General features: G+C 69.4%; 18 protein-coding genes. 8 read left to right on the forward strand and 10 right to left on the reverse strand.

Annotated features, from left to right (window positions below):
* Nucleotide 1 precedes the first annotated feature (1 nt).
* The 6 genes from WMF45_RS03025 to WMF45_RS03050 all read right to left on the reverse strand — a co-directional run bounded on the left by WMF45_RS03025 (nucleotide 2) and on the right by WMF45_RS03050 (nucleotide 8,626).
* Nucleotides 2–967, reverse strand: coding sequence for a three-Cys-motif partner protein TcmP (locus WMF45_RS03025; protein WP_437715458.1), 966 nt, complete (start codon nucleotides 965–967; stop codon nucleotides 2–4).
* Nucleotides 968–1,637: 670 nt separating this feature from the next.
* Nucleotides 1,638–2,732: a hypothetical protein gene (locus WMF45_RS03030; RefSeq protein WP_437715459.1), complete on the reverse strand. Its 1,095-nt coding sequence runs from the start codon at nucleotides 2,730–2,732 to the stop codon at nucleotides 1,638–1,640.
* Nucleotides 2,729–5,125 carry a DEAD/DEAH box helicase gene (locus WMF45_RS03035; RefSeq protein WP_437715460.1) on the reverse strand — a complete coding sequence of 799 codons (2,397 nt, stop codon included), beginning with the start codon at nucleotides 5,123–5,125 and terminating at the stop codon, nucleotides 2,729–2,731. The genes WMF45_RS03030 and WMF45_RS03035 overlap by 4 nt, the downstream gene beginning before the upstream one ends.
* Nucleotides 5,126–5,239: 114 nt before the next feature.
* Nucleotides 5,240–6,421, reverse strand: a complete 1,182-nt coding sequence (locus tag WMF45_RS03040) for a hypothetical protein (RefSeq protein ID WP_437715461.1) — start codon at nucleotides 6,419–6,421, stop codon at nucleotides 5,240–5,242.
* Nucleotides 6,422–6,622: 201 nt separating this feature from the next.
* Nucleotides 6,623–7,219 (reverse strand): RNA polymerase sigma factor, encoded by a 597-nt coding sequence (locus tag WMF45_RS03045; protein ID WP_437715462.1) that lies wholly within the window; start codon nucleotides 7,217–7,219, stop codon nucleotides 6,623–6,625.
* A 237-nt stretch (nucleotides 7,220–7,456) separates the two neighbouring features.
* Nucleotides 7,457–8,626 (reverse strand): RNA polymerase sigma factor, encoded by a 1,170-nt coding sequence (locus tag WMF45_RS03050; protein WP_437715463.1) that lies wholly within the window; start codon nucleotides 8,624–8,626, stop codon nucleotides 7,457–7,459.
* Nucleotides 8,627–9,225: 599 nt separating this feature from the next.
* Here WMF45_RS03050 and WMF45_RS03055 point away from each other — a divergent pair.
* The 3 genes from WMF45_RS03055 to WMF45_RS03065 are packed head-to-tail and all read left to right on the forward strand — an operon-like array spanning nucleotide 9,226 to nucleotide 12,391.
* Nucleotides 9,226–10,203: a hypothetical protein gene (locus WMF45_RS03055; protein ID WP_437715464.1), complete on the forward strand. Its 978-nt coding sequence runs from the start codon at nucleotides 9,226–9,228 to the stop codon at nucleotides 10,201–10,203.
* A gap of 35 nt (nucleotides 10,204–10,238) precedes the next feature.
* Entirely contained in the window at nucleotides 10,239–11,342 is a 1,104-nt protein-coding gene (locus WMF45_RS03060) for a hypothetical protein (RefSeq protein ID WP_437715465.1), read from the forward strand.
* On the forward strand, nucleotides 11,342–12,391 hold the full coding sequence (locus tag WMF45_RS03065) for a hypothetical protein (protein WP_437715466.1): 1,050 nt from the start codon (nucleotides 11,342–11,344) through the stop codon (nucleotides 12,389–12,391). Before WMF45_RS03060 ends, WMF45_RS03065 begins: the two co-directional genes overlap by 1 nt.
* A 120-nt stretch (nucleotides 12,392–12,511) precedes the next feature.
* On the opposite strand, the gene WMF45_RS03070 is transcribed toward WMF45_RS03065, so the two are convergent.
* Together WMF45_RS03070 and WMF45_RS03075 are read right to left on the reverse strand one after the other, a co-directional pair.
* Nucleotides 12,512–13,534, reverse strand: coding sequence for a hypothetical protein (locus tag WMF45_RS03070; RefSeq protein ID WP_437715467.1), 1,023 nt, complete (start codon nucleotides 13,532–13,534; stop codon nucleotides 12,512–12,514).
* A 549-nt stretch (nucleotides 13,535–14,083) separates the two neighbouring features.
* Complete coding sequence (locus WMF45_RS03075) at nucleotides 14,084–14,653, reverse strand: hypothetical protein (RefSeq protein ID WP_437715468.1); 570 nt, start codon at nucleotides 14,651–14,653, stop codon at nucleotides 14,084–14,086.
* 440 nt (nucleotides 14,654–15,093) lie between these two features.
* Here WMF45_RS03075 and WMF45_RS03080 point away from each other — a divergent pair, with 440 nt between their 5' ends.
* Genes WMF45_RS03080 through WMF45_RS03100 form a run of 5 tightly spaced genes read left to right on the forward strand, consistent with a single transcriptional unit; the run spans nucleotide 15,094 to nucleotide 17,387 of the window.
* Nucleotides 15,094–15,282 carry a hypothetical protein gene (locus WMF45_RS03080; protein WP_437715469.1) on the forward strand — a complete coding sequence of 63 codons (189 nt, stop codon included), beginning with the start codon at nucleotides 15,094–15,096 and terminating at the stop codon, nucleotides 15,280–15,282.
* Nucleotides 15,283–15,495, forward strand: coding sequence for a phage tail protein (locus WMF45_RS03085; protein ID WP_437715470.1), 213 nt, complete (start codon nucleotides 15,283–15,285; stop codon nucleotides 15,493–15,495). It begins immediately after the preceding gene.
* Between the two features lie 31 nt (nucleotides 15,496–15,526).
* Nucleotides 15,527–15,799 carry a metal/formaldehyde-sensitive transcriptional repressor gene (locus WMF45_RS03090; protein WP_437297622.1) on the forward strand — a complete coding sequence of 91 codons (273 nt, stop codon included), beginning with the start codon at nucleotides 15,527–15,529 and terminating at the stop codon, nucleotides 15,797–15,799.
* Nucleotides 15,800–15,810: 11 nt separating this feature from the next.
* The gene (dmeF, locus tag WMF45_RS03095; protein ID WP_437715471.1) at nucleotides 15,811–16,821 is read left to right on the forward strand and encodes a CDF family Co(II)/Ni(II) efflux transporter DmeF; all 1,011 of its coding nucleotides are present in this window, start codon (nucleotides 15,811–15,813) and stop codon (nucleotides 16,819–16,821) included.
* Complete coding sequence (locus tag WMF45_RS03100; RefSeq protein ID WP_437715472.1) at nucleotides 16,818–17,387, forward strand: manganese efflux pump MntP; 570 nt, start codon at nucleotides 16,818–16,820, stop codon at nucleotides 17,385–17,387. The genes dmeF and WMF45_RS03100 overlap by 4 nt, the downstream gene beginning before the upstream one ends.
* A 79-nt stretch (nucleotides 17,388–17,466) precedes the next feature.
* Here the strand turns inward: WMF45_RS03100 and WMF45_RS03105 are convergent, their stop codons facing one another.
* Nucleotides 17,467–18,819, reverse strand: a complete 1,353-nt coding sequence (locus WMF45_RS03105; RefSeq protein ID WP_437715473.1) for a glycosyltransferase — start codon at nucleotides 18,817–18,819, stop codon at nucleotides 17,467–17,469.
* Nucleotides 18,820–19,423: 604 nt separating this feature from the next.
* Nucleotides 19,424–21,889: a membrane dipeptidase gene (locus WMF45_RS03110; protein ID WP_437715474.1), complete on the reverse strand. Its 2,466-nt coding sequence runs from the start codon at nucleotides 21,887–21,889 to the stop codon at nucleotides 19,424–19,426.
* Nucleotides 21,890–22,147: the final 258 nt, after the last annotated feature.

Below are 22,147 nucleotides of genomic sequence, written 5' to 3' on the forward strand. Positions count from 1 at the left end.
GTCACATCGTCCGCAGCAGATGGTTCGCAATCTTCAGGGCAATGGGTGCGCCCTTCGGGTTTCCTGCAGCAAAACAGAAAAGGTATAGTGGGCAGTTTGCCGAGTTCTTCAGTACGAGCGGATTCTTGGAGACGCCGGCAAATACTGTCTCCAGTCGATTCACGAAGTAGCGACCAATTGCCTCGTGCGTCGCTTTGACGACGAACTCTTTGTCGCCGAACAGCGTCGGCTCACGTTCTACGTGGTAAAACGCGTCATACCAGTCCGAGGTGCCGAGGAGGAGATCGAGGCGCCGGCGCCAGCCCTCCGGAATCTTGCCGCTCCGGGGGAGCAACCGGTTGACGCCTATACCTAAGGGGAACAGCAGCCACATGTCGATGGCCTGGGTCTCAGCTATTGCCTTGACCGTATCCCACTCCACTTGCATTCCGTACGGATCCAGAAACAGCACGGCTCGGTGCTTGCTCCAGTTCATATTACAGAGAGCGTGAATGACGTCGTTTGCGTCACCTTCTTTGATGCGGATGTCTTTCCCAGGGTTCTGGGTCCGAACCGTTTCGAGCGAGCTGGCCCTGTCCGCAGTCTTTTCGATGAATATGTATGCGTGAAATGGTGGTGCGACACGCAGGGCGCGCGCCACCGAGCCATCAAGAAGCTGCTGCGGCTCTTCAGCGACAAGATCGCCGAACAACATCGGGCTCCCTGCCACGCCCTCTTCTCGCTCGGTGCGATAGCCGGTCCCTGCGAACGCGTCGATGTAGGCCGTTTTGAACGGGCTGTTCTTCAGAGCCGTTGTGTACGCGGCGAGGTACTTCTCGAGAACGTTCAGCTTCTGCTCCGTCCAGTCGCCGCCGAATCGGTGCTCTCCCGGCTTCGACGCACGAGTCGATCGCTTGCCCGACGCCATGTCGATATCCTGAACAAATTTTCCGTTGTTGTCCACGAGAAGCCGCTCGACCGAGCGCAAGGGTTCACGTAGCGGAACGTCTGGCACTACGCGCGGAGCTCTGCCGACGCCGTGATCAGGGCCCAGGGAGGGCCGCGCCGATCTCCTTTGTCCCTCAGCTCGTTCGCCCCAACCCGAGCCGAGCGAGCTCCTTACCGGGCCTGTAGGCGACTTGGGCTTGCTTCCCGGGGCGCCCGCAGTTTCGTCATGGCGCTGTCAGGCATGATCGCGGCGAAAGGTTCTTCGCCCGCGCACGCCGTCCGCTTGTGTTCCTGACATGAGCCTGCCGCTTACGGTTAGCGCTTTCCCGGAAGCACCCAGCCGCTTCGGCATGCCATGCACCGTGCGTGAGCTACCTCGGTAGAGCCTGCTGGCGCTGCCGAGCGGCAAGGCTCCGACGGCGACTCGACGCGAGCGGCAGCTCGACCATCGGTCCAGGCGTGCTCGCCCCTTCGGTGCCACCGGCAGTCCGAGTTGCCGATCGATGTCCTTGTGAGCGACCCTGGTCGCCCTCTCATCCCTCCAGGGCGACGGCGCGGCACCGAGGCTGTCTATCTGACCGACCACCCGGAGTCCGAGGCGAAAAGGGCACCGGACCCGGGGGGACCGGGGGTTCGAGGCGAAATGGGCAACTGTGAAGCGGTTCGGGGCAACCGTGGAGCGGTTCGGGGCATGGCGGCCGCGTAGGCTCTCAGCGCCGCTTGGCGCACGCCGGGCACGCGATGCGGCCCTGCGCGTTCGGCGCGCACGCCTCGCAGAGCAGGTGCATCCGATCGTCGCACGCCGCCGGCCGCGCCGTCGCCGCGCCGCACGCCTCGCACGTGAGCCTGTCCAGGCTCGAGGCGCCCGCGGGGAGCCGCAAAACGATGTCCCGCGACTCCTTGCGCCGCCGGAGACGCATGTCGACGAGCGCCGCCGGGACCTCGGCGCTCACCAGCGCTGCGATCGAGCACGTCACCTTCGCCGCGAACCGCGCGGGCAAGGCCTCGAGCTTGGCGTTCCGCTCGGCGACGAGGTGCGCGACCTTGGCCTCGACCGCCTTTGGATCCGCGCGCCGCCGCGGCGCCCGCGCCTCCGCTATCAGGTCCGAGAAATACGACACGATCCGATCGTGATCCCGCGCGTGCCTGCGCTCGACCTCGCCGAGCAGCGGCTGAACCGCCGCGCGCACCGCCTGCTCCGCGCGGAGCGCGATCCAGTCCGCCGCGCGATCGTCCGTTGAGAGGGGCACGGCGCTCGGCTGCACGAGAGCGCTCGGCCAGGCGAGATCCAGGTGCGCGCCCACCGCAGCGTCCGGCTCGCCGCCGTCGTGTGCGTTCACCACGACCCGAACGAGCCCTTCGCGCCGGTCGTCGGCCTCGACGCCATAAGCGACGATGGCCGCGACGTAGGCCGCCGTGCCCGTGGAGACCTGCCCGGGCTCGCAGAGCCCGTTGCGCAGCACGAAGCGGTCCGCGGCGGCCCGCACGTGGGCAGGCCGCGGCGGATCCGCGGCGAGCCGCACCGAGGTGGACACCGGCCGCCCGCGCGCTCTCGCGATGAGCCGCTCGAGCAGCGTGGAGCCGAGGCCACACGCGACGTCCCCGTCCCGATCGGGGTAGAGCGCGAGGGCGCACTCCTCCGGGATCTCGATCTCGGCCGCGAGGTGCGCCGGCAGGAGCGCCACCGCCCGCGCGTCCTCCCGCTCTGCGAGCGCTCCGGCCTCCGCGAGCGCCTCGACAACGAAATCGAGCGGAGAGGGCAGCGCGCCCTCCGTGGGCGAGGACATCCCCAGCGCCGCGGTCACGCCTCGTAGTCCTTTCCAAAGAGCTTGGCGTCGAGGCGCTTCACCTGCTCGTAACGCCCGCGCGCCGCGGCGAGCTCCTCGGCGATGGCGTCGAAGCCGCTCGCGATCTCCTCCTCCGAGAGCGATGTCGCGTAGAGGGAGACAATGCGCTCCTCCAGGTCGCGCTCGTCCGCCATGTTGCCAAGGACCATATCCATCTCGCCCACGACCAGCTCGAACAGGTGCAGGCGGCGGTCGAGCAGATCGAGGACACGCTCCTCGGCGGTGCCCCGCGCGCAGAGGTTGTAGACGCGGACCTCCTCTCGCTGGCCCATCCGGTGCAGCCGCCCGATCCGCTGCTCGATGAGCATGGGGTTGTAGGGAAGATCGAAGTTCACGAGGACATGGCAGTGATGGAGGTTGTGCCCCTCGCCGCCGGCGTCGGTGGAGACGAGCACGCGCGCGCGGCCGTCGCGGAACGCCGAGAGCGCCGCGCGCTTGTCCGCGGCGGAGAGGCCGCCGTGGAACGCCACGGGCTCGACGCCGGCCTCGCGGAGCACGGCCTCGATGTACGAAAGCGTGTCGCGGAACCGGGTGAAAACGAGGACTTGCTCATTGTGAGCGCGCACGAGATCGACGAGGGCGCCGCCCTTCCGGGACGCGCGGACCGAGGCCGCGAGCTTCGCCAGCGCGGCGAGCGCGGCGCGCAGCCCGGGCACGCGCCGCTCGCTCGCGCTCATGCGCTCGAGGCTCCCGCGCACCGCCGCAGGGCTCGATCCGGCGCCGAGCAGGAGCGTCGAGGCCAGCATCCGGGAGCCGGCGTCGGCCCCGTGCGCGCGCACGAGCGAGAGGACGCGGTCATAGAGCTCGCGCTCCTCCGGGAGCGGATCCACCATCGCCGTGCTCACATAGCGGGGCGGCAGCGCGAGGCCGCTGTCGGCGCGGGTGTTGCGCACCATCACCTCGGCGAGCAGGGCGCGCAGCCGCTCCCGGTTCTTCGGCGACAGCGGGTCCTTCGGGTCGACGAACTGCGCGCGGAAGGCCGCCGGGGTCGCGAACTGCCCGGGCTTGAGCAGCGTCACGAGGTTGTAGAGCTCCTCGAGATCGGTCTCGATCGGCGTCGCCGTGAGCATCAGGAGGAACCGGCTATGCAGGCCGTCGACCAGCTTGAAGCCGGCGGTCGTGCGGCTCTTGACGTGATGGGCCTCGTCGACGATCACGAGGTCCCACGAGGCGGCCTGGACGAGCGGCGCGTGCTTCGCGCTCCTCGCGAGGGCGAGCGACGCGACGACCACGCCCTCATCGCGCCAGAAGGCCTCGGGGTCCGCCGTGCGCGCGGCGTCGTCGGTCGTGCGCGCGGCGATCCCGGCCTTCTCCGCGAGCTCGCCCGTCCACTGGCCGACGAGCGCAGGAGGGACGAGGACGAGCGCCCGCCGGACCATCCCGCGCAGCTGGTACTCGCGCAGGATCGTCAGCGCCTCGACCGTCTTGCCTAGACCGACCTCGTCCGCGAGCAACGCGCGCCCGCGGAACACGCGGAGGACGCGGCGCGCGGTCTCGATCTGGTAGCGGTGCGGCTCGACGCCGGTGAGCGCGGCGAGCGCGAGCAGCTCCTCGAACTGCTCGGCCGAGGCGAGCAGGTGGGCACGCAGCGCGTGGCTCACCGCCGCGAGCGACGACGGCGGGTCCGCGAGCCGCTGGAGCAGCTCGGACCGGTCGAGGCCGGACATCAGGAGCGGCGCCGGCTTCCTGGGCGGCGGAGCCGGCAGAGGAGCCGGCTCGGGCGAGGGCGCCGGCTCCGCCACGCCGGAGGCGGCGGGCGGCCGGGAGGCTGTGGACGGCCGGGAGACGGCGGGCGGCCGGGAGGCGGCGGGCGTGCCGCGCGGGCCGGCAGCACGGGCGCGCGGCGGGCGTTCCGGGGTCGTCGGGGTGGCGGGCGGACTTCGTGGCGGCGCCGCGGGCGCTTCGGTCCGCCGGGCCTGCGCGGGTGAGCGGGCCCGAGCGCGGGTGACAGGGCGCTCCGGGGGCGGCGGCCTCTCCGCGCGATGAGCCAGGAGGAGTCGCTGGACGTCGTGACGAAAGACGAGCTGGCCCAGGCGGCGCGGGATACCGACGTTGCGGTCGACGCAGAACGTGCTCGCGTTGTAGACAAGGAACGCCGGATCCGCGCTCGTCGATTCGCGCATCCGCTCGACGAGCGCGCTGCCCGCGAGCGCCTTTGGAAGGCCGTGCGCGAGGAGCAGGTCATGCGCCTCGTCGAGCGTCAGCGGCTCCTGGAGCGACCGGCCCGAGAGCGCGAACGCCAAGGTGAAGAGATCCGCGCCGGAGAGCAGCCGGCTGCCCGCTTCCGTGGCGAGCAGCCAGCTCACGTCGCTCGCGGAGATCGACGTGATGGGCGTCGTCGAGACCTGCATGCCTCGGCCGCGTGTATCCCTCCAGCTCCGGGATGTCGAGGCGCCATGGGCGCGAGAACGGCCGAAATTTGACGATTATTTTTGGAAATTTGACGCCCCTGATCGGAATGCGTCCTAGATCTTCTGGCGAAGCCAGCGCGTGAAGGGGTCGAGGAAGGTCCGCTTCCAGTGGACGTTGAAGTACACGTCCGCTTCGCCGAGCTCGGGGTTGTGATCGATGGTGACGGACGCGGCGCGATCGAAGAGGCCTGCGGTATCGAACATGGCGGGGCCGAAGCCGGTGCCCTCGACGTAGATGAGCACGTCGCCGCGGAAGGCGGAGAGGTTCGACGTGTGGCTCGCGTCGCGCCCCGAGAGCCCGCACGCGAGATCGCGGACGGCGGCGAGGGAGCCGTAATTGTCGAAGAGGGGGCCCACGAGCTCGAGCCGGGACTGGTCGCTATAAACGAGGCTCTGGGTCTCGAAATCGGCGACGGTGCGGACGAACGAGGGAGTCGGGGCGAGCGCGCCCGGAGGGGGCGGGGCGCCGAAGACGAGCAGCATGGCGAGCTGGTTTGTCGTGCCCGGGGGGAAGATGGGCAGAGGAAACGCGCCCTGAGGATCGGCGGCGGCGCCGCGCAACGCGAGCCCGAGGACGGCGATGCTGGGATCGTAGGTCGAGCCCGCGGCGAGCGCCCCCTCGAGGTTGGTGCAGATCGCGTCGTTGTGCGCGGCGATCTCCGGATCTTCGGTGTAGAAGGTGCCCTCGTAGAGAAACACGCCCGAGAAGGCGCGGGGCGCGCGATTGACGAGCGCCATGGCCGTGTTGGCGCCCGCGGAGAATCCTCCGATGACGGGCCGCGCGCCGGGGTTCTGCGAGCGCACGAGGGCGAGCGCGAAGAGCCCGTCGTTCGAGAGGGTGTCGAAGTCCCAGTCGGCCATCACGCTGCAATCGGCGGCGCCGGACTCGCACGCGCCGGGCGGGAGCTCCGTCCTCCGCTGGTCGACGAGCCAGACGTCGTGGCCGGCCATGGCGAGCTCGCCGGCCGCGGACTTCGCGTACCTCCCAGTCTCGCTGATCTCGTAGAATTCGCCCGGAAATGTGAAGGGGCTGAAGAGGATCACGGGCTCGCCGCAGCCGCGGCCGGCCCCGCGCTTGCTCACGTGGATGATCGAGAATCGATCGAGGGGGCTGTCCCCGGCGTCCACTTCGTAGACCACCCTCTCGAGCGATGGATGCGGTCGTGTGACCTCGACCGAGGCGATGTCGTACGCGCCGAAGGCGCTGCCCGCGAGAAATCCCAACCATCCAAGCATAGGCGCTTCCCTCCATGGGAACGGGGTGAACACCACGATGTTCACCGTGGTGCTTCGAGCAGCGCTCGCTGCTCGAAGCACCCATCTTCCACTCGCGCACGCCCGGACGCTTCTATGAAATGGACGGAAGCGTGCGGCGTCGCTGGGTGGTGATGCTGGCGGCGTGTAGTGCCGTGTGTGCTGCTCGCCAGTCGTCGGGCGCTACCGTTCAAGGAGACCCCGCAGCCTCCTTCGCGCTCCGCCTAGCTGCTGCACCGCCATCGAGGCCGGCATGCGGAGCCTGTGCGCGATGTCGCGGGTGCCATGGCCGACCGCGGCGAGGGCGAGCGCCGCACGGTCGCGCCGCGGCAGCTTGGATATCGCGAGGCGCACGGCGAGGAGGCGCTCGCGCGCGTCGACGAGGAGCTCGTCGTCCCGCGGCTCCGGCCAAGCGCTCCATGGATCGGCCACCGGAACCTCCTGGCGCACGCAGGCGCGCTCGCGGTAATGGCTCACTTTTCGCCAGGTGATGCCCTGCAGCCAGGCGCGGAGCGCTCGTGTCGGGTTCACCGACGGGTCCGGGCGGTACCTGCCCGCCTCGACAGCCATCCAGGCGGCCATGAGCACGGCCTGGACCAGGTCGTCACGATCGCGGCGCGGCACGCCGCTGCCCGTGACGAGCGCGGCGACCCAGCCACGCTCGGCGACGATGCGCTCGACAGGGAGGCGGACGGCGGGGTTCTTCGCGAACGAGGGGAGGCGGCGTCCGGGCGCGCTGCGCTTGTGCACATCGGAGCTCGTGCGGCGTCGGGTCTGCATACCAGGATCTCAGCAAGACACGTCGAGGAGCTATCGAAGCCATCGCGCACCCGCGCGGTTACCGCGCCGATGGGCTGCAGGCCGACATCGCTGCTGCCGGTCGAGTCAGCCCGTGTGGGCGCCGTCTGCCACCGATGCCGGTGATGACGCGTGGCGATGTGGAGAGGCGCTCTTTGCGCCGATTGAACGGTTCATCGACCCATCGATCCGGCGATTCGCCGATTCACCGAACGCGTGTCACGGGCGCGGGGGAAGCGGCGGCCACGTCGTGGTCAGGCGCGGGAGCGACGCGGCAGAGGTCGTGATGGCGCCCGCCAGCAGCGCGTGCGCCAGCGCGTCGTCCCCGATGGCGCGCGCGGCGGCCGCCATCCTCCGGTGCTCCTGCTCATCGCCCTGCGCGCCGGGCCAGCGCCGCGGCGACCGGGAGGTGTGCCGAGGGCGCGCGGGTACGGTGTCGCCGCCGTTCGATGCCCCTTTCTCTCCTGATGAAGGTGTCTTGTCGTCGGCGGGTGAATACGAGAGCTCGCCGGCGTGCGCTGCAGGCTCCACCGTGGAAGACGCGTGTGCTCCGGCGGTGGAAGAGGCGTCCTGTGTCGCTGCGCCGCCGGGGTGGATCCCGCCGTGCCGGAGGTCGTGTCCGGCCATGAGGAGCCCTGCGGTCAGGAGAACGCTCCAGGCGCTTGCCGCGAGCGACGCAAAGGCGTGAGCGACCGCTCGCGCCCGCGGCGTCCTCGCGCCGGACACTGCGCGACGGAGCCCGCGCCGCACGGGTTGGAGCAGGAGCCGCCACGACGCGGCGCGGCCGGCACGCTTCACCGGGCCGGCCCCATGGATCGCCAGCAGGACGGCGAGGCGGCGCTGGCGTCGCGCCTGCCAGCGGCGCGCCGCCGCCTTGAGGTCCGCGAGTCCGTGGCGAACACGGCTCTTCGCGGTCGTGGCGGGTATCGAGAGCAGCGCTGCGACGTGCCCGATTCCGGCCTCGTCGAGCTCGTGGGCAATCACGGCCTGGCGGCGCTCGGGCGGCAGATCGAGGAGCAGCGTCGACAGGATCTGCCGCCGCTCGGCCTCCATCCGGCGCTCCTCGGAGCTCGGCGCCTCGTCGGCGATCTCCGGCGGCTCGTCCGGCCACGGCTGCTCGCGCCGCCGGCTGGCGCGGCGCCGGTAGTTGGAGGCGTGGTTGTGGACGATGGCCTTCAGCCAGGCGCGCAGCTCGCCGCGGGCCGGATCGAAGGTGGGCAGGGCCCGCGAGATGCTGTACAGCACCTCCTGGAGCACATCCTCCCTGTCGGCCTCCGGGATCCGCTCCGATAGGACGCGATTCCGCAGGTAGCCGAGGTGCTCGCGGACGAGGGCGTCCCAGGCGGGCGGCGTCGCTCCGGGCACAGCGGGCGGGTCCTTTGTCTCCATGCCCGATCCATTAACCGCAGGTTACCTGATGGTGCCCGAAATCGTTCCTGCGGCCTCGATCTGCCGGCGGAGCCTCGTGGGTGAGCCTTGCGCTCCGGCGAGCTTCCCCGGGCGCTGAGCCGATGGGGAAGGCGTGAGCAATTGGCCGTGCCGCCGCTGCATTACGGGGAGCCGTCTCGTTGGCCATCAGAATTTTTTCATCGTTCAGCGCCGGAGGGCGCGCTTGTCGGCGAATGGCGGGCTGACTAGCACTACTGCGGGAGGTTGCCCCGGATCGGCAGAAAAACCGCCAAGACGCGGAGGCCGCCAAGAGGAGAGGGCAACGTCCGCCGCGACATCTTTCCCTCCTATTTCACCGGTTTCTTGGCGTCCTTGGCGTCTTGGCGGTTCGTTCCCCAGCCCGACTTCCCGCAGTAGTGCTAGGGTCGGCGCGCATGCGCGGGACCAGGTGCTGGGGGATTGCGCTCTTGTTGTGCGTCTCGGGCTGGAGCCGCGGCGCAATCGCCGACGTGCCGCGGTCGCCCGGGACGGGGGCGCAGGGCGCTCCGTCGGCGGCTGCGCCCCCGGGGGTCTCGCCCTCTGCGGCTTCGCCGTCGGCCGTGTATCCTGCTGCGACGTCCGCCGCGTCCCTCGCGGAGACGCTCCGCCGTGCGGAGCAGGCGCGGCGCGCCGGGCGATGGGACGACGCGGCGGCGGCCTATCGGACGGCGTGGGAGTCGACAGGCGACCCGCGCTGGGCCGGGGAGCTGGGGCTCCTGGAGCTCTCGCTGCGCCGGTACCGGGACGCCGCGGAGCACCTGCGCCGGGCGCTCGAGGCGGGGGGCGCGCTCGCGCCTGGCGCGAGGGCGCGGCTCCGGGGAGCGCTCCAGCAGGCGGCGCAGGAGGTCGTCGAGGTCGCGATCGTGGTCGGCAAGCCCGAGGCCGAGCTGTTCATGGACGGTCGGCGCGTGGGCCAGGGGTTCGTCACGTACGTCGTTTATGTCGAGCCCGGCAGCCACGAGGCGCGGGCGACGCTGCAAGGCCATGAGGACGGCGTGGGTCGCTTCGAGGCGCAGCGCGGGGACAAGCTGCCGCTCGGCCTGGCCCTCAAGGAGAAGCCGCCGGCGCCGCGGCCGGCGCAGCCGGCGGTTGCGCCCCGCGCCGCGGCGGCCGCGCCGGGGCCGGCGGCCGGGGGGACGGCGGCTGGGGGGACGGCGATCGGGCCGGTGATCCGGGTCGGGGGACTCGCGCTCGCGTCGGCGGGTGTCGTGGTCGGCGCAGGGTTCGCGATCGCGTCGGCAGTCAAGGACGGCGAGGCCGAGTCGCTGCGCGAGGACCTGCTCGCCACGCTCGGGGAGCATGCGTGCCACGAGAAGGCTTCGATCGTCGATACACGGTGCCCTCAGCTCCAGGACGCAATCCGCTCCCGCGACGCTCTGGGGCTGGTGGCGCTCGCGAGCTTCGTTGCGAGCGGCGTGATCGGCGCGGCGGCGCTCTCGTCGTTCTGGTGGGCGCCCTCGCCGGACCACGGCGGCGTCCGCGTGGTCCCGCAGGCGACGGCGCGCGGCGGCTGTGTCCGCATCGAGGGCGCATGGTGAGGGTGAGGCGCGGAGGGCGCGGAGGAGGAGCGGCGATGTCGCAGTGGGGTGCGGGGCGGATCCTGGCGGCGCTCGTCGGCGTGAGCGGCGCGGTGGTCGCGATGGCGAGCGGCTGCGGGGCGGTTGACGGCTACGACTGCGCCGAGCTCCTGGCGTGCGAGTTCATCACCGAGGACGGCATCAACAACGGGGCTTGCGACGGGGTCTGCGTCGATGCCACGTTCGGCGGCTTCGTGCAGCAGCCGTTCCTCGTGTGGATCGGGTCCATTGGACCCATTGAACAGCCGCCGGAGTGCGGCGAGGCGCTGCAGGGCACGCGGTCCGACGACCCCGCGTCGCCGGCCACGCACGACCTCCTCCATGCGGAGCCGCCGCCTCATCCTGGCTGCGACCCGTGCGCGTGCACGGCGCCTGCGTGCGCCTTGCCGGCCGGCCTCTCGGTCACCTCGGGCTACATGTGCGACGAGGGCCCTGGCGAGACGGTGACCCCGTTCGAGCCGCAGGCCGCCTGGGATGGGACGTGTGTCGCGCCCGGCACGGTGCCCGCCGCCGCGTTCGGCTCCTTCGCGATCGCGCCGGTGACGGAGCGCGCCTGCGAGGTCGTGGCGGCCCCGGTGCCGCGCGACGGCGCGCTGCCGGGGAGCGCGGAGGTCGCTGTCGTGTGCGAGGGTGACGACAGCCGTTGCCCGAACGACGGCGATCACTGCATCGGCGCCGAGGAGAGGCTCACCGCAGGCTGGCGCCGCTGCATCATGTCGGAGATCGATGATGACTACGTCGAGTGCCCCTCCGGCGAGGACATCCGGGGCCCCAGGTACTCGGAGAAGTTCACGTTCTGGGTGGTGGTAGACGACACGCGCGAGTGTACGCCGTGCTCGTGCCACGAGACCGCTCCGAGCGTGTGTGTGGCGATCGTGTCGACGTTCGAGGACGCCGCGTGCGGCGAGATGATCGACTCTGCCATAGTCCGTGAGAACGGCGTCTGTCACGACGCCGAGCCCGGCTCGACGCTGGGGAGCATGAACGCGGCGTGGCGGGTCAACGCGCCGGGGAGCTGTGTGCCGAGCGGCGGGGAGCTCATGGGTGAGCACACCGTGCAAGGAAGAAGGACGCTCTGCTGTCTGCCGGAGGGAACGTGATGCCGACGAGGACGAGCGCGGCGCGGATGGGGTTCAAGGCGGCGGTGCTGCTGGCGCTCGGCGCGGGCGTGGCGCTGCTCGAAGTGTCGTGCTTCGACAAGACCCCCCTTCCCGACCCGTACTATCATAGCTGTCTCGCCGAGTGTGTTCGCTACCCCAGCGATTCCATGGGCTACCGGCTGCACCCCGTTTACGCGTGGTTCGGGAAGGCGAGTGAAGCGCCCGACTGCGCGTCGGTCGGCCTGTACACTGCTGAATTCGACGGTACCTACGGCGATCTGAAGGAGACGGACCGTTGCCCGCGGTGCCTGTGCGAGGCCCGCCCGTGCCCACCTCCCGCGAGGATCGCTGTGACATGGAAGTCGAAACCCGAGAACGACGCGTGCGAAGAGGTAGCCACTACATTTGCGGACACGCCGCCGGGATGGGACGGTGGCTGCTTCGCGCCTCAAGAGCGCTTCGCCGAGAAGGCAGGGCGCGTGGTCGACGTATACTCCTTCGATCGTTTGCCGGATAACGAGCCTTGCGGCGCATACCTCGCCCCGGAGGACGTGGACGCGATCTGGGGGACGTTCGCCGTCATGTGCGATGGGACAGCCTACGGCCCTCAATGCGATGATCTGGAAAAGTCATGTGTCCAGCCCAAGCCCGAGGGGTTTCGCGCCTGCATGCGGCTCTATCAGCTGTTCGACGACTTGTCGGCGTCGTGCCCGCCGGAGTTCCCCGAGCGACACGAGCTCTATCGGGAGCTCGGTGGCTGCTCCGACTGCTTCTGCCATGAGATGAAGCCCCGAGAGTGCGAGATGACGGTGTCGCTGTACGAGGACAAGGACTGCACGCAGCACATCAGCACGAGGCCGCTGCCGGCGGAGCTCGGGGAATGCGTGGACACACCCGGCGAGGTGGTGATGAAGAGCCTGAGCGTGGCCGTGGTCAAGGAGGAGCGCGGCACGTGCGCGCCGGTCGGAGGGGGACGGGTGAGCCCCAGTATCCCAATACAAGGCGAGGGTAGCAATGTCTATTGCTGCGAGCCCGCGCCAGGCGGTTGACCCTCGCGCCGCCGGACCAGCCTGTCACGACGCCCGAGATGAAGGACCTGGATCACGCGCCTGACCGGCGCGGTCCGTGGCATCGAGGAGGTGGCTCAGGAAGGCGCGCGCCTCGACGCGTCATCCCGCGTCCTGCGCGGCGGGCTCTCCGAGGCGCTGGAGGCGCTTTTGCCCTGCGCCGTCATCCACCACGACCCAAGGAGCCCCTGGGTCGTACGCCGTGACGCCCCACACCGGCAGCGGTGGCCCTTGGGCGATTTCAGCAAGACCGTGTCGCTTTATTTCATCGCCGACAGCCGTCAACCTGTAGCGAGCCTCCAGCATAGGTGCTCTGTCCGTCCTGTAGGGCACACTCTCCAGCGCGGCCTCAGCCCCACGGTGCTCGGCCCACTGGCGCAGCCGCATGGCGAGAAAGATATCGCCGATGCGCGTCCCCCAACCATTACGCAGCTCTTCGCCAGCCGATGAATTGTGCACAAATACGTCCACGGGCGTCATCCAGTCTTTGTCGAGACAGGCGAACAAGAGCTCGTCAACCCAAGATAGGGTGAGCGCGCTGCCGTCCAACCGAGGAAAGAATGCCGCTTGGTGGGTGCCCAGCTCTACGAGATCCTTCCGCACTCGATCTGCGCGCCCACCCTCGGTGGCCAGAACAGGAGACCGACCGCATAGCTTTCGCCAGGAGCGCGCCATGTGCCGGACGCGCGTCAGAGATTGCGCGCGCGCCTCGTCCAGACCGCGGCGCGCGTCAGCCGGCTTCACGTGGACGAATCCACGGCCAAACCCATCCTCCGGCGCATCTCCCAGGACGACGATGTCGATATCCGGGTGCTCGGGCCGATTGCGGAGCCTCCACGCGCAGAGCGCCCACAGCATCAGCCTATCCCTCCACAAGCCGGACGTCCATACGACGATTCGTTGGCGCGATTTCACTGCGCTGATAAGATCGTCAAACGACGAACGGAGCTGTGCCCTTTCCCGCCCTCGAAGGTTCCAATAATCGCACCGCCGCTCACAATGGTCTTCGGGATCGGACGCGCACGGCCCCTCCAGCACGTTGTCGCGTACGAAACGCACGGGAAGGCGAAGCTTGCGCCGGATCGCTTTCCGAATGTCCTCATTTGTGGTGATGTGAATAGTCATTGGAATCTCAGAATAGACACTTTTTGCAGTCCGGCGATGGTGGATCTCCGGACTTGCATCGTCTATAGCAGGTTCGACACTTCGTCTCGCCTGCGTCTCCAGATTTTGGACTTGCACAAAACTGCCACGGAGCGCGGTCCATGCAATCCTGATATTTCTCATCGCAGCTGTGATTGCTTGTCCGCTCGCAAGCTTCTCGGCAGCTCTTATATTTTGCGTATGCGCTGTCCCGACATTCTGTCCGCTGCGCTTCGTTCTCTATCTTTCCACACTGAATAGTGTCAGACTCGGAGTCCGCCTCGCATTCTTCCTCACATGGCGTCTGGGCCGCGATGTTGCAGACGGGAGGAGGCGGATCCATGTCTTGCGGCTCCAGCGGCACGGGCCCGATGCCACCGACCCCTGTCGCGCCGAACCCGAAGCCGCCGGCGCCCGTCGCGGTGATGATGATACCGCCGGCGCCGCTCTCCCCTTCGCTCCGGAGGTAGCAGTCTCCAGCATCGAAGTTGCATCCCGCGAGGCCGAGGCATAAAACAGCGAACGGCTTGTTCATTTTGACTCTCCCCCAAATCTCCACACAGGTCCGGTGGTGACCATCGTAACCACGCTTCCTGGGAGGACGCGGCTGCTCCCGCCGGCCCAGTCTACGTTGGCGCTCACCGACACACCCAGACGTCCGGCAAAGTACCAGTCGGACTGGGCGCGACCTCCTGGAGCGACGCCCGTCACGCGGTCACAGAACTCGACGCCGCACACCGGCATCGAGTAAATCGACAGGGATGGCCCGAGGCTGACGTTGCCTGTCTTCGTGTCGTACCCAAGCGTGACCGCCGTTCGGTCGTAGAGCCCTACGCGCGAGCCAGGGACGATGCTGAACATGTTATGAACTTCGAGGCGGAACTCGCTCTTCTTTCGCCAGAGCATCTTGGCGAACGGGCTCACCGCGAGCCTGGACTCGGTCCCAACCTGGATCCCGCCCACGCTCACGCCAGCGCTGAACTCGCGTGCATGTACCGGCGTGGGCGCGACGACGAAGAGCTCACAGGCACAGAGAAGGCAGAGAAGCCGAAGTGGACGAATCACGCAGATGTCCCCCCTTCTGCGATCATCTTGGATCACCGGATAGCGCGTGATCCGAGGAGCGTGGGGGATTGTTCCATGTGTGACCTGGCTTTCCAAGAAAAATTGGGAAAGATTCCGTAAGCGTCATGTGGCTGGTGGAGCACGGGCCGTGCCGGACGGATAGGGGAGCGTACGCGATTACGCGGTGCGGGTGTCAGCCATGTGTTTCGTGTGGTCGCTGCGTAGAAACCTGCGGAATCGCGGCGATTCTAGCGCTTGGTTCACCTTCGCGTGCGCGGAGAGGATGGGTTTCAGCTCGTGATTTCTTCGGGTATCGACAGAATTATCGTGAGAGAACGACGCCTGCGTGCTCTGGGACAGCCAGACCTACCAGCTGTTCCACTGGACTACTGGCTGGCATCTTGGTTGATAAGCTGAGGAAGAATTCCAGCTGTAGGAAACTGGAGAGCTAGCGATGTGGCAGAGAGCGCACCCGCATGCGCGATGGTGGGGCCGGCCATTTCGGTTTCGTCACGACCATCCGCGAGTCCTTGCTTCGACAGGCGCCGCTGAAGCGATCATGCCGTTCAAACGCGGGCGCGTTCACCCTCGGCGGCTCGGAGCTCAGCATCGACCGGGGTCTCGCACCGTTCGACCGCTTTGTCCGCTACGCCTTCAACGTCTAGGTGGCGCGCATCCTTGCCGACCGCGAGCGCCGGCATCTGCGGGCCATCGTCGAGCACCTCAAGCAGGCGCACACCCGGTTCGTGAACCTGATCGACCCCCTGCCGCCCATCCTGCCGAACCCCTGGGAGCTCGGCCTCAGCGACCTCGGCGAGGGCGACGGACCTGCACCGACCCTCGCCGGCCTTCGAGAGGAGCCAGCGCGCGGCGCTTGACCAACATAGTATACCCCCCTATACTATATGGGTGCACACGGTCGAGAACAAGAAGAAGCTCATCGCTCGCGTCCGGCGGATCCGCGGGCAGCTCGAAGCGGTCGAGCGGGCCCTCGAGGGCGAAGCGGGTTGCTCGGAGGTCCTGCAGACGGTGACCTCGGCGCGTGGCGCGCTGAACGGCCTCGTGGGCGAGCTCATCGAAGGTCACATCCGCACGCACGTCATCGACGGGGAGCGTGCAACGGCACCCCAGCGGGAGGCCGCGGAGGAGCTGGTTCAGATCGTCCGCGCCTATGTGAAGTGAAGGAAGCAACGATGAGCGACTCCATGGGATCCGATCGGCTCGCCCAGCTTCGACACGCCCACGACCACGGCGCCGCCGCGCCTTCGCACGAAGCCAGGACCCGGTGGGTCGTTGCGCTGACCTTCGCCATGATGGTGGCGGAGCTCGTGGTCGGCTACGCGACGAACTCGCTCGCGCTCACCGCCGACGGCTGGCACATGGCCACGCATGCGGGCGCGCTCGGCATGGCGGCCTTCGCGTACTGGTTCGCGCGCAAGCAGTCCGGGTCGAGCGCGTTCTCCTTCGGCACGGGCAAGGTGCACGCCCTCGCCGGGTACACGAGCGCGGTCGTGCTCGCGCTCATCGCGCTGCTCATGGTCGTCGAGTCGCTGCGCCGCTTTCTCCATCCCGAGTCGATCGCCTTCTCCGAGGCGCTTCCCGTCGCCGTCGTTGGCCTCGCGGTCAACCTCGTCAGCGTGAGGCTCCTCCACGCCGACGAGCACCATCACGAGGCGCACGACGACCCTCCCGACCACGATCACGACCATGGCGATCACGACGACGAGCACGCCCATGGCCGCGACCACCACGGGCACGACCACAACTTGCGTGCGGCGTACTTCCACGTCCTCGCGGACGCGCTGACCAGCGTGCTCGCGATCCTCGCCCTCCTCGGCGGGCGCACCTTTGGCTGGACGTTCCTCGACGCCGCGATGGGCATCGTCGGCGGGCTCGTCATCGCGAAGTGGAGCTACGGACTCTGCCGACAGGCGGCCAGGCAGCTGCTCGACGTCGTCCCTTCCGAGTCCCTTGCTCGGCGCATCCGCGATCGCATCGAGTCCACCTTCGCAGGAGCCAGCGTCGTCGATCTCCACCTGTGGGACATCGGGCCCGGCGCGCGCGCGTGCATCGTTTCGGTCGCGGTGCCGAGCCCACTGGCGCCTTCCGCCTACCGTGACGCGCTCGTCCCGATCGCGAGCCTCCAGCACGTCACGGTCGAGGTTCACCCGCTCTCTGCCGGTGACGCGCGGAGGGGCTCGTGAGCTTCAGCGCGATCTTGCTCCTCGCGCTCGGGCTCGCGATGGACGCGACCGCTGTCGCGGCGGCACGAGGGCTGTCTGTCCCGGCGATTCGGGCGCGCCACGTCCTGCTCGTCGCCGGGTTCTTCGGCGGCTCTCAGGCCCTGATGCCCGTCATCGGCTGGCTGCTCGGAGAGCGGATCGGTCCGCGCGTGCAAGCGTGGGACCACTGGATAGCGTTCGTGCTGCTCGCGTTCATCGGCGGAAAGATGCTCTGGGAAGCCCGCGGCGACGACAGCGGCGAGGGCGAGATCACGGTCGATCCCTTCGCGTTGAGCTCGATGTTCGTGCTGGCGATCGCCACCAGCATCGACGCCCTCGCCGTGGGCATCACGCTGCCGATGCTGAACGCCCCGTTCGCGATCTCCGTCGTGACGATCGGCGTCGTCACGGCGCTGCTCAGCGCAGCGGGGCTCTTCGCGGGACGGCGGTTCGGGGCGATGCTCGGCAAGCGTCTCGACCTGGCTGGAGGGGTCGTGCTCATCGGCCTCGGGTTCAAGATCCTCCTCGAACACCTTGTGCTGTCGTAGGCGTGTCCCCGCGGACCGCGCCCGCCGGCTTCCGGGTGCGCAGGGTCGAGGCGCGTTCGAGGTGCGCCGCGGCGCTCGCTCAGATCGACAGCGCGATCGGCGAGCGCGGCCGCGCGCTGGGAGCCGCGTCGGTGCGCGGCGCGCCCCAGCCGCCGCCCGGCGCCTCGGCGGCCTCGCTGACGCCGAACGCGCGCTGCACGAAGGACGAACTCCGCGCATAGGCGAGCAGGTCGCTCGGCCGGACGGCGGGCATGCCGCGGTGCAGCCGCCGTACGAGCAGCAGCGTGTAGAGGTCCATGTAACGCTCGGCCATGCGGGCAGCGGAGTAGCGCTGGAGCGTGACCTTCCGGCCGTATCGCCCCATGCGCGCGGCGAGCGCGGGGTCGTCGCGGAGCTCCGTCAGCCTGGCGGCGAGCGTCTCGGCGTCCCCGGAAGGCACGAGGAAGCCCGTGTACCCGTCGGTGAGGGCCGTTGGCACGCCGCCCACCGCGGTCGCGACGACGGGGAGCCCGGCGGCCATCGCCTCGAGGACGGCGAGCGGCAGGCCCTCGGCGACGGAGGTGAGGGCGAACGCGTCGAGCGCGGCCAGGATCTGGGGCACGCCGTGCCGCCCGCCGACGAAGAGCGCGCGGTCGGACAGGCCGAGCTCGCGCGCGAGCGCGACGAGCCGCGCCCGCTCCGGGCCATCTCCGACGAGGAGCAGCCGCCCGTGCTCCGGCAGCGCCTGGGCGGCCGCGCGCAGGAGCAATGCATGGTTCTTCACGGCAGAGAGGCACCCCACGCTCCCGAGCACCCAGGCCCGCTGCGAGATGCCGAGCTCGGCCCTGACACGGGCCCTGGCCACGGGATCGGGCGCGAACCGCGAGAGGTCGAGGCCGCTGGCGACGACGTGCAGCTTCTCGGCGCTGACCTGGCCCTGGCTGACCAGGGCCTCGGCGGCCGGCCGCGATAGCGCGACGTGGGCGTCGACGAACGCTGCGGCGGCGCTGCGCAGCCATCGCCGGCCTTGCAGGTCGTTCGAGACGCCGTGCTTCGTGTGGACGACCGGGACGCGGTGCAGCCAGCCTGCGGGCGCGGCATAGATGAGCGGCTGCAGGTTGTGCGCATGGACGAGCGAGATACCTCTCGCCCTGAAGAGCGCGACGAGCCGGGCGGTCATGCTCAGGTCGAGGCCGCGGCGCTTCGGCAGGAGCTGCACGTCGATGCCGCGCCGCCGCAGCTGCTCTGCCCGCGGACCGTCCGGATCATCGGCGATGGCGATCACGGTCACGTCATGGCCCGCAGCGCGCTGGAGCGCCGTCAGATCGACGACCACCTGCTCGGCGTCGCCGGCCTTCAAGCTGCTCACCACGTGCGCGATCCCGAGCTTCCATGGAAGCCCCGCCCGGTCCCAATCGCGGCCTCCCGCGCCGTAAATGTCACGAACATCCATGTCTCCCCCCTCGAACGAAACGAATGGAACAGTGTCGACGCGCGCTGCTCGTCCAGCGTGCCTGCGCTGCCTGGCTCATCGAGGCGTGATCTGGCTCCTCCCATCGGCGGAGCGGCGCTCCGCTCCCTGGCCGACGCAGCGAAGCGATGATGGACGAGCGTCCTGGGCTTGAGAAGCGTAAGCGCCGCAGCACGCCGAGGCCGATGCGCGGCGGATGGTTGGAAAATTGATTGGTGTGGAATATAGGCCGAACCCGGAATGTGGCAATACAAAACTGTGATGAATGGTAAGACGGGAGTGCGCGAGGAGGGTTGTCCGGTCGTCCAGCTGTCCAGGCCGGGCCGTGCGCTCGCTCCGGCTAGACGGGATCCGTCCGCGACTTCCAGCCTCGGCGCGAATGTCGGGTTTCTTCCGGGGCCGCGTACGGTTTTGTCCCGCGGAACCGGTGTCTCAGCGACGGAGAGGCATTGAAGAAGGTGTGAGAGCGCTCGTCGACGACGGGAGGTCCACGCGTCATCGCTCCCGTCGCGGTCAGTCGGGCGCCGGCGATCGAGCTGGTTCCAGGCATGTGAGATGGGCGACGTGGGGCGTATCGCGTGACGCGTCAGCGGCAGAAGAGGAACCTGCAGTTCCCGGATGCGCACTGGTTGTCCTTCGTGCACGCCGCCCCCCGGCCGCGCTTGTCGACGCACTCGCCCTCGTTGGTGCCCCACCCGCAGAACTGGCTGGCCGCGCAGTGCGCGTCGGAGCGGCAGAGGCACGTCTGGGTGAGATCGCCGCAGCGGTTGCTGGGGCACTCCTCGTTCACACGGCACCCCTGGCCGATGCGCTTCGAGCCGGGCGTGTAACAGAAGCCCGCGCCGGCGATCAGCCCGCCACAGCGGCCGGAGGCGCACTCGCTGTCGCGCGTACACAGCTGATGCTCGGCCTTCTTCGGCTCGCAGGCGTTGTCGCCGCCGACCCCTGGCGTCTTGCGCGCGCAGCGGAGGCCGCTGCCGCAGTCGGCGTCGTCGTTGCAGACGCAGCGCCCCGGGATGGCGTTGCAGGCGACGGCGGTGCACTGGCCGCTCTCGCACTCCTCATCGAACCGACAGCTCCCGCCCAGCACCTGAAATCCAGGGCAGTAGGCCGCGCCGCACTTCGTGGGATAGGCAGATTCCCGCTCCTCCGCGGTCGCGAACGGCGCGATGCCGCTCTCGTCGAGATCGGCGGCGGGATCGGCCATCCCCGCCCGGGGTCCCTGGGCGCGCTCCCACATGCGGAGGAAGGACTCCGTCGAGGATCTCAGGCCGGTCGTGTCCACGCCCAGGCGATCCAGGTCGGCCACGAGGTCGGGCAGCATCCCCTCGTGGGCCAGGCCCTTCTCGTCGAACTCCGTCCCCAGGGGGTCGGGCCCCTGCTCGCGCTGCTCCCAGGCCTGGCAATCGGCCTCTGCCTGGAACGCCGCCGAGCACGCGCCGTCCTCGCCGAAGCGCGGCCGGGTCTGCTGGATGAAGCCGTTGAGATCTGCCCCGAAGGCCATGGGGACCTTCAGGCCGAGCCGCCCGTACTCGTAAGCCTGCGCGAAGGAGCGCGACGAGCCCTGACAGCTGTTCTCGACGGAGCTGCGGCTGTACTGCCGGGTCTCGTCGTGCGCGGTGCGCAGGCCGAAGATGCCGCCGCTCTGCCGGAGCATCCGGATCACCCGCGCCGGCGTGGACTTCTCCTTTTCCGCCACCGTGGGGGCCATGATTTCCCGGAAGTGACCGTGGGAGATGTAGATTGGATAATAGTCGCGCGCCCGCGCCAGCTCGAACACCCGATCCACGCCGCGCTCCGAGAGGTGCGCTACGTCGAGCAGCATTCCCCGGTCCATCATCTCGCCGACGAGCGCTTCGCCGAGGGGCGTCAGCCCGCGCACGTTGCGGCAGCTCGCGTCGACATCCATGCCCAGCGTGATCCCCGCGAGGGTGGCGCCGCAGTCGGTGTCGATGGAGCAGTTCTCCGTGTACTGCGCGAGCTGGAAGATCGGGTTGTGCAGCGCCGCCCCGCCAAAGGCGTTGTCGACCTGGTGCACCGGCTGGAGCGTCCGGACCCCCAGCGCGTGGTACCTGGCGAGCTGCGCGCGCATCTTCGCCGCGTCGACGTCGCGGCCGAACAGGTGGCTGGCCTCGATGGACAGCACCACCGCCAGCTTGCCCGCGCCGATGATCTGCCGGGCGTGCGCCGGTGAGAGCGCGACCTCCATCCAGCCGGCGTTGCGAGCGGCCAGCGCGTGGGTCATCTGGATCTGGAGATCGACATCCACCATCTCGTCGCAGGCCCGCTGCCGGTTCTGCTCCGGCACGATCGAGCAGAGCCAGTCGTAGCTCACCGCCGACATGACGATGAGGCTCAGCCCGCGATCGTGCGCCGCGCGCAGCCAGCTCACGTGACCCTGCTGGTGAGCGATGGTGTCCCAGCGCGGCCACCCCTCGGAGAAGCGCTTTCGCTCGAGGTGGAGCCCTGTGTCGCCGCTCGTCCCCTCCGCCTGGCCGATCACCTCCGAGCCGAGGACGCCGCCTCCCAGGCCGAGCAGCGCCGACAGCGCGCCGTTGCTGGCGAAATCGAGCATCGTCGACTGGGGGCACCGGTCCAGGAGCCTGCTGAGATCCTGTCGAACGCGGCCGTGATCGCTCCCTGGACTGCCACCGTCGCAATCGTCCAGGGCGCCGGCGCCGTCGTGTTTGCCGTGGAGCCATCCACCCCCGAACGCCTCCTCCGACATCATGTGGAAGTGCAGGTCCGCGAACCCGCTCACCGGGGCTCCGCCGAGCGCCGCCGGGGAGGGGACCGGGAGCGCCGCCGCGGCGCCGTCTGCCGTCGCGGCGCCGGCGGAGAGGCCGAGCGAAGCAGAGAGCGCGAGATCGTCTGTCGTGCCCTGTTCGCCGGGAAGCGACGGCGCTCGCGGGTCGCACGCGGACGCCACGAGCGCGAGGGCGGCCAGGGCGGCGGTCGCGAAGGGGCGCGGCCAGCGCCGGCGGCGCGCTCGGGGCGCCGGACCGGGTCGAGTCGATAGGGCACGTGTCAGGCGATCGTCGGGGCAGGTCATGGGTGTCGCGGTCCGGGGGTTCGGTCGTGGGTGTTCTAGGCACCGAGGACGCCTGGTTCCTGGGGTAGCTCCCACCGCATTTTCAAGCGGTGAACCGGGCCCGCGCGGCGCGTGGCGGGTTTTGTCAGCGCCTGGCGCGGTTTGTCGCCTTCGCCGCCGGTCCAGGGACAGCTAATTCACGCAACGATGGGAGACCGCGAGCCGCTCCGCGAGCGGGCACGGCGGCCGACCGCGTCACGTCCGCTCATCTCGGCCGAC

This window comes from Sorangium sp. So ce448, from assembly GCF_051520915.1.
In the GTDB taxonomy this organism is placed as follows: domain Bacteria; phylum Myxococcota_A; class Polyangia; order Polyangiales; family Polyangiaceae; genus Sorangium; species Sorangium cellulosum_B.

Coding starts and splice junctions, on each gene's coding strand:
- WMF45_RS03045 (WP_437715462.1), bottom strand. CDS start 7,219: ATGCAGACCCGACGCCGCACGAGCTCCGATGTGCACAAGCGCAGCGCG.
- WMF45_RS03060 (WP_437715465.1), top strand. CDS start 10,239: ATGTCGCAGTGGGGTGCGGGGCGGATCCTGGCGGCGCTCGTCGGCGTG.
- dmeF (WP_437715471.1), top strand. CDS start 15,811: ATGAGCGACTCCATGGGATCCGATCGGCTCGCCCAGCTTCGACACGCC.
- WMF45_RS03050 (WP_437715463.1), bottom strand. CDS start 8,626: ATGGAGACAAAGGACCCGCCCGCTGTGCCCGGAGCGACGCCGCCCGCC.
- WMF45_RS03040 (WP_437715461.1), bottom strand. CDS start 6,421: ATGCTTGGATGGTTGGGATTTCTCGCGGGCAGCGCCTTCGGCGCGTAC.
- WMF45_RS03035 (WP_437715460.1), bottom strand. CDS start 5,125: ATGCAGGTCTCGACGACGCCCATCACGTCGATCTCCGCGAGCGACGTG.
- WMF45_RS03065 (WP_437715466.1), top strand. CDS start 11,342: ATGCCGACGAGGACGAGCGCGGCGCGGATGGGGTTCAAGGCGGCGGTG.
- WMF45_RS03110 (WP_437715474.1), bottom strand. CDS start 21,889: ATGACCTGCCCCGACGATCGCCTGACACGTGCCCTATCGACTCGACCC.
- WMF45_RS03080 (WP_437715469.1), top strand. CDS start 15,094: ATGCGCGATGGTGGGGCCGGCCATTTCGGTTTCGTCACGACCATCCGC.
- WMF45_RS03070 (WP_437715467.1), bottom strand. CDS start 13,534: ATGACTATTCACATCACCACAAATGAGGACATTCGGAAAGCGATCCGG.
- WMF45_RS03105 (WP_437715473.1), bottom strand. CDS start 18,819: ATGGATGTTCGTGACATTTACGGCGCGGGAGGCCGCGATTGGGACCGG.